This is a genomic window from Achromobacter ruhlandii, assembly GCF_002082135.1.
GTDB classification, from domain to species: Bacteria; Pseudomonadota; Gammaproteobacteria; order Burkholderiales; family Burkholderiaceae_B; genus Achromobacter; species Achromobacter ruhlandii.
Map to the genome: position 1 here is coordinate 3107172 of NZ_CP017433.1, position 8556 is coordinate 3115727.

The 8556-nt window shown below is 69.6% G+C and carries 4 protein-coding genes; 1 reads left to right on the forward strand and 3 read right to left on the reverse strand.

The features are described 5' to 3' along the window. Nucleotides 1–146 precede the first annotated feature (146 nt). Together AruCF_RS13965 and AruCF_RS13970 are read right to left on the reverse strand one after the other, a co-directional pair. Nucleotides 147–1913: a GMC family oxidoreductase gene (locus tag AruCF_RS13965; protein WP_049073611.1), complete on the reverse strand. Its 1767-nt coding sequence runs from the start codon at nucleotides 1911–1913 to the stop codon at nucleotides 147–149. After that, entirely contained in the window at nucleotides 1906–2676 is a 771-nt protein-coding gene (locus tag AruCF_RS13970) for a gluconate 2-dehydrogenase subunit 3 family protein (protein ID WP_049073612.1), read from the reverse strand. The genes AruCF_RS13965 and AruCF_RS13970 overlap by 8 nt, the downstream gene beginning before the upstream one ends. Nucleotides 2677–3269: 593 nt before the next feature. Between AruCF_RS13970 and AruCF_RS13975 the strand changes: the two genes are divergently transcribed. After that, the gene (locus AruCF_RS13975; protein WP_049073614.1) at nucleotides 3270–4847 is read left to right on the forward strand and encodes a TerC family protein; all 1578 of its coding nucleotides are present in this window, start codon (nucleotides 3270–3272) and stop codon (nucleotides 4845–4847) included. Nucleotides 4848–4932: 85 nt separating this feature from the next. On the opposite strand, the gene AruCF_RS29505 is transcribed toward AruCF_RS13975, so the two are convergent. After that, a partial coding sequence (locus AruCF_RS29505) for an autotransporter domain-containing protein (RefSeq protein ID WP_083036782.1) occupies nucleotides 4933–8556 on the reverse strand: 3624 nt, incomplete at its 5' end.

Sequence of the window (8556 nt, forward strand, 5' to 3'; positions counted from 1 at the left end):
GGGCGGCGCCTGGACCGCCGAGGCACGGATCGGGCCGTCGCCGCCGGTGCCGAACATCTGGTGCAGCGTGGCCAGCAGCGTGATGGCGGGCACGCCCACCATCAGCGCCACGGCGATGAGGATGCCATTGCGATGTTCGATCATGATCACACCAGCCGTCCCGGCGAACGCAGGTAGTCCGCCTTGATTTTCTCGACAATCCAGTAGGCCGTGGCGCCTACCGTGCCCGTGGGGTTGTAGCCCGAGTTCTGCGGGAACAGCGCCGCCCCGGTGACGAACACATTGGGCACGTCCCACGATTGTCCGTAGCGGTTCACCACGCTGGTGGCGGGATCGGCGCCCATGGCCGCGCCGCCCGTCAGGTGGGTCGACTGGTAGACCGTGGCCGAGAACGGCCGCTTGCGCGGGCCGGGCTCGGTGCGCGTCACGCCCTTCATGGCGCGACCGATCTCGTCGCCGCGTTCGGTCAGGAACGCCGACATGCGGATGTCGTTGTCGGGGAAGTCGTAGGTCACGCGCAGCAGCGGCAGGCCCCAGGCGTCCTTGTAGGTCGGGTCCAGGCTCAGGTAGCCCCCGCGCCACGGCTGGGCCGAGCCGGTGATGGTGATGTTGGCGGCGTGGTTGTAGTAGCGCTTGACCGCCTTTTTCCACTCGGCCCCCCAGGCCGGCGTGCCCTTGGGCGTGGGATGAAAGCCGATCGGCGCGCCGCTGACCACCTGGATCTGCAGATAGCCGCCGCCGACGAAGCCGTGCGGTCCGTGGTCGAAGTTGTCGGCGCTGAAGTCGTCCATGGTGACGGCCACCGCGCCGGCGCCCATGAACGGATTGATGTTCACCGATTCATCGAAGAACAGATTCACGCCCGAGGTGGTCTGGTGGGTATAGTTGCGGCCCACCACGCCTTTGTCCGTGACCGGATCGTAAGGCTGGCCGATGCCGGACAGCAGCAGCAGGCGCACGTTGTTGATGCCGAAGGCGCACAGCACCACGATCTCGGCCGGCTGGAAGACCTCTTCGCCGGCCGCGTCCACATAGGTCACGCCGCGGGCGCGCTTCTTGTCCGGGGTCAGTTCGACGCGCAGCACGTGCGCGCCGGTGCGGATCTCGAAGGTCGGCAGCTTCAGCGCCACCGGCAGGATACAGACCTGCGGCGATGCCTTGGCGAAGTGTTCGCAGCCGAAGTTGGAACAGAAACCGCAGTACACACAGGCGCTCATGTGCAGGCCTTCGCTGTTGACGTAGGGCCGGGTACAGAGCGCGGACGGCTGCACGTAGGGGTGGTAACCCAGTTTCCTGGCGGCCTCGCCGAACAGCGCCGGCGCGTAGGGCACCTTCATGGGCGGGTTGGGGTAGGGCCGCGAGCGCCACGGTTCGAAGGGATTGCCGCCTTCCTGCTTCTGGCCCTTGAGATTGCCGGCCTGGCCGGACGCGCCGATCAGGTAGTCGTAGCGGTCGAAGTACGGTTCCAGCTCGTCGTAGGTCAGCGGCCAGTCCTGGCAGGTCAGCTCGGGGTCGAAGATCTTGGCGCCGTAGCGTTCCGTGTAGTGGCTGCGGATGCGGAAGTCCGTCGGGTCGAAACGGTAGTACGCGCCGGACCAGTGGTTGCCCGCGCCGCCCAGGTGCGTGCCGGGGTAGGCGAACTGCCAGCGCCGCATCGGCAGCGCCTTCTGGTCGGTGTTGTTGCGGAAGGTGAAGGTTTCGGTGGCCGCGTTCTGGTGCAGTTCGTGGCGCCGCGTGTACTTGAGTTCGTCGTGGACGTAGGGGCCCTGGAAATCGGGCGAGGGCCAGCGCGCTTCGCCGCGTTCCAGCACCACCACGCGCTGGCCGGCCGCGGCCAGCTCCTTGCCGATGATGGCGCCGGTCCAGCCGCCGCCGACGATTGCCACATCCACCGCGGGCAGGGTCTTAGCCATGGCCGTCTCCCGGTTTCATCATGTGGCCGCGCGCATTGGCGATGGACACCGGCTGGCCGGCCCAGATCACGCCATGACGCTCGATGTCGTTCGAGAACGAGGCGTAGGCGCCGGGAAACCCCACCAGCTTCCAGCCGACCATGTCGACATTGCCGCCATAGAGCGGGTCGGAGAAAAAGCCTTCGATGGTGGCGTCCAGCAGGGCCTGGAAGAACACCTCCGACGGCAGCGGCGAGAAATCCGGCTTGCCTGCCTGCATGTCGTGCAGCCAGGCGTCCTGGCGCGCGCTGTCCAGCTCGGCATAGGGCTTGCCGTCCTGCTTGCGGGTGGCGGCGTCCAGCGCCGCCAGGCCGCGGCGGAACATCTCGGCGGGTGTGAACGACAGCTGGTAGCCCTGTTCCGGCGTGCCTTTTTCGAAGGGGCCCTGGCGATAGAACTGTTCACCCGCGCCCCAGGCGCCGGCCAGTTGGCCATCGATGAACTGGGTCACGCCGGCCTCCTTGGCGCCCGGGCCGAGCTCGTCGGCCGGAATCAGGCGCGCGGCGATGGCGTCCATGGCGCGCGCCTCCTGGGCGTTGAAGAATCGGAGCGCGCGGTTGGGGGCCTGGGCGGGCGCGGCGGGCGGTGAGGTTGCCGATGAGGCTGCCGGCGGGGTGGCGGCTTCGGGCGCGGCCAGGGTGGCGGGCGCCCAGGCGGCGCCGGGGACACCCACGGCCAGGGCCTTGAGCAGGCCGCGCCGTCCGGATACAGGTTGGTCTTTCATTCATCGCTCCAGCATTGGCGCCGGCGTCCGGACAGGGCGGTCCTGGCGGCGCTGCGGCCCGCGAGGCGACGACCTCCGGAGCGTTCGGCTCCCGAGTGAATGGGATCCCGCGACAGCTTATGTGTGGTGCACGTGCGCTGAGTTTGTCACTGATTCCATGACCACGACAACCTTCCAATGCGGGTCGACCCCGATTTTTCTCTTTTTTACCTTTCAGCTAATATTCAGATTCCTGAAAGAATGAGAGCAGGGCGGAACACGCGGCCAGCGCTTGCCTGACAAGCGCGGACGGTTTCGCCATCTATGACCGACGACCCGCCTCCTAGTAGGGCGCCGCTCGCGCAGCGGCGCCCGATCCCCCCTCCCAGCCGGCTTCCGGCGTCTGGCCGCTCCTGGCCGGCTCTCCATGATCGCGCCGCCGCGCCCACGCCCCGCATAGGCGGCCGGGCGCCGCCGGCCCGCCGGGTCATCCGCGCCCGGCCGCGCCGGACCGGCGCCGCTGAACTATCCTTTTCCTGCCTGTCCCTTGCGACAGCCTCCGGGCTGCCGGACGCGTGCGCGCGTCCGCGTCCGATCCTATTTGTGGAACGTTGATGATCTTCGACTGGATGTCCGACCCGACCGCCTGGCTTGGCCTGGCGACGCTGGTCATTCTTGAAATCGTGCTGGGTATCGACAACCTGGTATTCATTGCCATCCTGGCCGACAAACTGCCGCCGGCGCAGCGCAACCGCGCTCGCATGATCGGCCTGACGCTGGCCATGCTGATGCGGCTGGGGCTGCTGGCCAGCATCGCCTGGGTAGTGACGCTGACCGCGCCGCTGTTCACGGTGCTGGGCGCCGAGATCTCGGGGCGCGACCTGATCCTGATCCTGGGCGGCCTGTTCCTGTTGTTCAAGGGCACCATGGAACTGCACGAGCGGGTCGAGGGCAGCCGTGGCCACGACACGGGCCAGAAGGTCCAGCACGCGGTGTTCTGGCAGGTGATCCTGCAGATCGTGGTGCTGGACGCGGTGTTCTCGCTGGACTCGGTGATCACGGCGGTCGGCATGGTGCAGGACTTGAGCATCATGATGATCGCGGTGGTGGTGGCGATGGCCGTGATGATGCTGGCCAGCCGCCCGCTGATGGGCTTCGTGGCGCGTCACCCGACCGTGGTGATCCTGTGCCTGGGCCTGCTGCTGATGATCGGCTTCAGCCTGGTGGCCGAAGGCCTGGGCTTCCACGTGCCCAAGGGCTACCTGTACGCCGCGATCGGCTTCTCGATCCTGATCGAGCTGTGCAACCAGCTGGCGCGCCGCAACCGGGCCAAGGGCACGCATGCCCTGGGCCGCCGCCAGCGCACCGCGCAGGCCGTGCTGCGGCTGTTGCGCGCCGACCGCGGCGCCCAGGCGTCGCAGCAGGCCGACGATGTGGTGGCGCTGGTGGACAGCGCCGGCGAGGAGCCGGCCTTCGCGCCCGAGGAAAGCTCGATGATCGAACGGGTGCTGGCGATCGGCGGCCACGACGTGCGCGCCATCATGGTGGCGCGCGGCGACATGGTCTGGCTGGACGTGGCCGATACGCCCGACGCGATCGTGCGCAAGTTCGCCTCAGGCCACTCGCGCCTGCCGCTGTGCGCCGGCGATCCGGCCAACGTGCTGGGCGTGCTGCACTTCAAGGACCTGCTGCCGCTGTTGCAGAACCCGGGCCCGATCGACCTGGTCGAACTGGCGCGCGAGCCGCGCTACGTGATGGAAACCACGCCGGTGCTGAAGGTGCTGGACGAATTGCGCGCCTCGCGCGATCACATGCTGATCGTGGTCGACGAACACGGCGTGTGCGAAGGGCTGGTGACGCCGATGGACGTGCTGACGGCGGTGGCCGGCGAGCTGCCGGAGGACAGCGAGGCGGCGCCCGAGGCGCTGCAGCTGTCCGACGGCTCGTGGCTGCTCGACGGGCGCCTCGCCTTGGCCGAGGCGGCGCGGGTGCTGGAGGTGGCGGACCTGGCCGATGACGCCGGCGACGCGACGCTGGCGGGCCGGCTGCTGCGCGCCGAAGGCCGCATTCCCGACACTGGCGATGTGATCGTGTGGCGCGACTGGCGCTTCGAGATCACGCGCCGCGACGGCCTGCGCATCGACCAGATCCATGCGCGCCTGGCCGCCGATCCGGCCGCGGACCCGACCTGACGCGCCGCGTCCGGGCGGCGGCCCGGCGCTTTCCCTGACGCGCCGGGTGCTGCCGCGCGGGCCGTGGCAGGACCGCGCGCCGCCCTCAGAAGTTCCAGCGCACGTTCAGGAAGCCGGCGTTCTCGCGGCTGCCGTTGCCGAACTGGCCCTGGTAGCCCAGCCCGATCGAGGCGTTCTTCGAGACCGCGATCTCGGCGCCCAGTTCGGTGACGGCGGCGTTGCGCGCCACCGGCGTGCCGGCCACCGTGAAGGACGGGCCCGAGCTGAAGGCCATGGTGCGCTCGGGATCGACATCGCCCATCGCGTGGCGCCAGCCGAGCGAGGCGCGCAGACGCGCGGGGGCGCCAGCGATCTCGGTGTCCAGTTTGCCGCGCAGGCCCACGGTGGTGGTGGTGATGTCGTTGCTGTCGCTGCCCGCCGACAGCGCCGCCGATCCGCCGTTTTCCGAGAAGCCGCCCATGCGCTGCTTGATCCAGGCGGCGCCGACGAACGGCTCGACCGTGGCCCGCGGCGTCACCGGGATGGCGTAGCCCAGTTCCCCGAAGATCTGCGTGGTGTTGCCGTCGTACTTGGTCTTGAGCTCCTGGTTCTGGCCCGCCAGCGTCAGGTCGCGGCGGTTGTCGATCCGATGCCAGCTGTAGGCCGCGCCTGCCATCAGGTTCCAGGCCGAACCGCCGGGCTGCACGAACGACTTGCCGCCGAACAGCGAGACGCTATAGCTGTCGACCTTGGCGCGGGCATTGCGGCTGTCCTGCCAGATGGTGCTGTCCTGGTAGCCCAGCGCCATGCCGACGCGCCAGCCGTCGCCGACGCGGATGTCGCCGCCAGCCTGCACGCCGCCCACGCGCTGCTTGTAGCTGGGCGCGTTGCCGTCGCCATCCTGGCTCTGCCAGTTGCCGATGACCTCGGCCCAGACGTTGCGCTGGCACGAGAAGCGCTGCGAATAGCCGCCGTTGGTGCGCAGCGCTTCGTCGCAGGGACGGCCGTCCTGCGCGCTCTCGCTCTGCAGGCTGTCGCGCAGGTGGTTCAGCGGCAGGGCGCGGGCCGATTCCGAGCTGCGGATCAGCGCCGAGGCCAGCGACGCATGGCTGTCGCCGGACAACTGCTTGAACGCGGCGGCGGCCTCGTCGGCGGTCAGCCCGAGCAAGGCGCCATACAGCGCCGAGTTGGGGGCCATGCCGCCCAGGGCGCCCGCCACGGCGCGCTGGTTCGGCGTCTGCGCCACCGAGCCGAAGCCGGTCTGGTTGCGCGTGAAGGACACCGTGACGTTGTTCGGATCGTAGCCGACCGCCGCGTCGACGAAGGCCAGCTGCGGCAGGACGGTGCTGGCGAACACGCCCTGGCGGCCCTGGTCGGCGGTGAGCACCGTGAAGGTGTCGTTGCCGGTCAGCGGGCCGTTGTTGGTCACTTTCAGCGTGCCGCCGAGGGCGGCGGTGCCGGTCACGTACACGTTGGGCCCGGCGTTCGGACCGACGCCGACCGCCAGCGTGGCGCCCGCGCCGTTGCTGAAGTTGGTGCTGACCTTCAGCCCGCCGCCCGCGCCCGAGCCGCTGACCACGGTGCCGGCGTTGGTCAGGCTGGCAATGGTGCCGTAGCCGGCCAGGGTGCCGCCGCTGTTGACCTGCACCGCGGCGGGCAGGGTGGCCGGCGCCTGGGCGCTGCCCAGTTGCAGCGTGCCGCCGTTGATCGCGACGGTGCCATTGAAGGTCTGCGATCCGCCCACGCCGAGCGAGCCGCCGCCTTGCTTGACGAGGGTGCCAGCGCCCGCGAGGGACCCCGAGAAATCGCCATCCGAGCCCTGGTTGAACACCAGCGTGGCGTTGTTGGTAATTGCGCCTTGCAGGCTGCTGGTGTCGCCGATCAGGGTGCCGGCGTTGATGCGGGTGCCGCCGGTGTAGGTCGACGGCTGGGTCAGCGTCAGCGCGCCGGCGCCGTCCTTGACCAGCTGGCCGCCGCCGCTGATGCCGCCCGTCATGGCGCCATCGGCGCCCTGGTTCATGCGCAGGGTGGTGCCGGCCGAAGTGCTGACGTTGCCCTTGACGCTGGCGCTGTTGCCTTCCAGCGTGCCGCCGGCGATCACCGTGCCGCCGGCATAGGCGTTGACGCCGTTCAGCACCAGGGTGCCGTCGCCCTGCTTGAGCAGCGCGCCGGTGCCGTTGATGGACTGGTTCAGCGTGAACGTCTGGTTGGCCGCGACGATGTCCAGGCCGCCGCCGGTGCCGTCGAGCGAGATCGTCCGGGCGGTGGTGGTGTAGCCGGCATCGGCGATGCGCAGCGTGCCGCCGTTCAGCGAGATCGCGCCGCCATTGCCCAGCTGGCTGTCCTGGGTCACCTGCAGCACGCCGCTGCGGATCGAGGTGTTGCCGGTGTAGGTGTTGTTGCCGGCCAGGATCAGCGTGCCGCCGTTGCCTTTCTCGATGCCGCCCGCGCCGGTGATCGGCGCCGCGATGGTGGCGGTGGCGCCGGCCTCGACCCGGAACGGGGTCAGCGCCTGGGCGATGCTGAGCTGTCCGCCGGCGCCCGCGGCCAGCGTGTAGCCGCTGGTCAGGAACTGCACGCCGGTGACCGCCTGGCTGCCGTCGATGGTGACGGTGCCGCTGGCGCCGGAGAAGGCCGCGTACTTGCCGTTCCAGTTGCTGGCCAGGTTGCCGCTGGCGTCGGTCCAGTTGTTGCCCGCGGCGTTCCAGGTCCCGCTGCCGCCGGCGATCACGCCGTCTGGCGTGGTCTTGGCGCCGTTCCAGAACAGGATCTCGCCCGGCTGGCTTTGCAGCACCAGGTTGACCTGGTTCGGCTGGTTCTGCAGGGTCAGGTTGGCGCTGGTGTAGCCGGACGGCAGGACGCCGTAGGTCAGGCCGGCGCCGGTCATCGTGCCGCCGTACGAGAACAGGCGATAGACGCCCGTGCCGAGATTGCCGCCGTCGTAGATGTTGAGAACGCCGTTCAGGGCCAGGTTCTGCCCCACGGTCACGGCGGTGGTGGCCGAGTTCGGCGCGCCCAGCGTGAAGTCCAGCTGGGTGCCGGCCGACAGGTTCAGGTTCTGCGCGAACGAGATCGGATTGCCCGGCGTGCCCGCCACCAGGTGCGCGCCGTTGCCCAGCGTGACGTCGGTGGCGACCGAGCCCGAGCCGCCCAGCGAACCGCCGGCGTTGACCGTGACGTTGCCGCCGCCCAGCGTGCCGTTCACCAGCAGCGTGCCGCCGTTGACGGTGGTGCCGCCGCCGACCGTGTTGTTGCCGGTCAGCGTCAGGTTGGCCGAACCATCCTTGGTCAGCGTGCCGGTGTTGTTACCGGTGGTGGTGATGTTGCCGCCATAAGTGCCATCGGCGCCGGTCTGGTTGAAGATCAGCGCGCTGCCGTCGACGATGTTGATGTTGCCTTGCAGGCTGGTGGCGTTGCCCGCCAGCGTGCCGGCGTTGACGGTGGTGCCGCCCGTATAGGTGTTGGCGCCGGTCAGGGTGACCGTGCCGCCGCCGTTCTTGGTCAGGCTACCGCCGCCGGAAATCGCGCCGCCGAAGCTGCCGTCGTCGCCCGTGGCCTGGTTGAACACCAGGCTGGCGCCGGTCGCGGTGCCGATGGCGCCGGTCAGGCTGTGGGTGTCGCCGATCAGGGTGCCGCCGGACAGCGTGGTGCCGCCGCTGTACTGGTTCTGGCCGCTCAGCGTCAGCGTGCCGGCGCCGGACTTGGTCAGGCTGCCGGCGCCGGTGATGTT

Bases quoted from the DNA above. Each gene is read 5' to 3' on its own strand.
- AruCF_RS13975 (WP_049073614.1), top strand. From the start codon at position 3,270: ATGATCTTCGACTGGATGTCCGACCCGACCGCCTGGCTTGGCCTGGCG.
- AruCF_RS13965 (WP_049073611.1), bottom strand. From the start codon at position 1,913: ATGGCTAAGACCCTGCCCGCGGTGGATGTGGCAATCGTCGGCGGCGGC.
- AruCF_RS13970 (WP_049073612.1), bottom strand. From the start codon at position 2,676: ATGAAAGACCAACCTGTATCCGGACGGCGCGGCCTGCTCAAGGCCCTG.